Origin of the sequence: Novipirellula rosea, assembly GCF_039541335.1 — a bacterium.
GTDB lineage: Bacteria > Planctomycetota > Planctomycetia > Pirellulales > Pirellulaceae > Novipirellula > Novipirellula rosea.
This window is the reverse complement of record NZ_BAABGA010000053.1, coordinates 1-1,572: the sequence shown is the minus strand read 5'-3', so window position 1 is coordinate 1,572 and position 1,572 is coordinate 1. Positions and strand designations below refer to the sequence as shown.

The following is a 1,572-nucleotide window of genomic DNA, read 5'->3' as shown; positions in this document are numbered from 1 at the left end:
ATATATCAACGGCAAGAATCCTCGCCAAGAGAGCCGCATGAGTGCTAGCTTGAAAGGGCTCGCCTGAAGGGCCCGTCCGACCTCTCCCCAGCTGGCGCTCGGGAGAGGTCACTTGTGTCGTATCGCCTCTCCCAGCTGACGCTTGGGAGAGGTGGTATCAACGTTGCGCAACTGGCAAACCACTACACCCCCAAAGTTTTAACGCTCCGGAGGTCACGCTCCCGTTTGCACAACCGGCTGAGCGTGGCGGTCGCTGCACAGCACCACCAACAGATTCGAAACCAACGAGGCTCGCTGTGTCGCATCCAATTCGACGATTTCGTCTCGTTTGAGATGCTCCAATGCCATCTCGACCATTCCCACAGCACCTTCGACGATCTTGGTGCGAGCGGCGACCACGGCGCCGGCTTGCTGACGCTGTAGCATCGCGGAGGCGATTTCCGGCGCGTAGGCCAAGTGACTGATGCGAGCCTCGATCTCGTTCACACCAGCTTTCTCGAGTCGCTCTTGGATGTCTTCGCGAAGTTTGCTGCAGATCTCTTCGGTGCTGCCGCGAAGCGATTGTTCATGGTCTTCACTATCGTACGGGTAGCGTGTCGCCAAGCTTCGCAGCGCTGCCTCACTTTGAACCTCGACAAAGTTTTCATAGTCATCGACCTCGAACAACGCTTCAGCGGTATCGGTGACTTTCCAGACGACGACCGCGGAGATTTCAATCGGGTTTCCATCTCGGTCGTTGACCTTGGACGGACGGCTTGCTGATCGGCTCTTCCACTGTACCACTGTGCCCGCCGCGTCCTTCTTTTCCGGAGTGGAGGATGATCCCGTTTCAAAGTTGCGGATACGCAAGCTCACTTTTCGTTTGGAAAAAAATGGGTTGACCCAAAAGAAGCCCGACTCTTTGACGGTTCCGCGATAGTCACCAAACAGCAGCAAGACGCGAGAATCATTTGGCGCGATCGCCATTAATCCGAACATCCCTATGATCCCCGACGGAATCATCAGCACCCCGAGGATCGCAAAGAAACCATTTCCGGCCGCGGTGGCGGCAATCAAGGTGAAGCCGCCAAAGAGGATCAACCCCAGGCAGGCAAACAAAGCGAACCAACCCGTGTTGGGACGGAGCAGTTTTTCGGGATGCACTGGATGAGTGCCCGAGCTGGGGTTTTGATTCATTGCAGAAGACATGGACGCGGTTCCTGGACGATGGCGAACGAGATGTGACGTGCATTTTGGGACTGAAGATTCATGATACCCTTAAAATCGCACTCTTTTCCTACGGGCTGACCAAAGAGCTAGGCGGGGAAAACGGCGTTGCAAGGGCGCGCCAATGTCAGATTTTCAGTCCCTGCCCGTCACGAGCAAGACGGATCAGGTTTCTGGTCTGTATCTGCTGCTGCCGCTTCAAGGCGTTTTTGGGGTCCGCAGTCTCCCAGTCTCCCAGTCTCCCAGTCTCCGTGTCTCCGTGTCTCCGTGTCTCCGTGTCTCCCCCTCTCCCCCTCTCCCCCTCTCCCCCTCTCCCCCTCTCCCTTCCTCCCGCTCCCCACTCCTCACTTCCTCCCCCCTCCTCCC

Annotated in this window: 1 protein-coding gene and 1 pseudogene; both read right to left on the bottom strand. The window is 57.0% G+C overall.

Annotation, left to right across the window (positions count from 1 at the left end; all coding sequences use genetic code 11):
- Window positions 1-213 precede the first annotated feature (213 nt).
- A complete protein-coding gene (locus ABD971_RS20995) occupies window positions 214-1,188 on the bottom strand; it encodes an SPFH domain-containing protein (RefSeq protein ID WP_345325293.1) in 975 nt (324 codons plus the stop codon).
- Window positions 1,189-1,333: 145 nt separating this feature from the next.
- Window positions 1,334-1,572 (bottom strand): annotated as a pseudogene (locus ABD971_RS20990) (hypothetical protein); the annotation flags it as partial.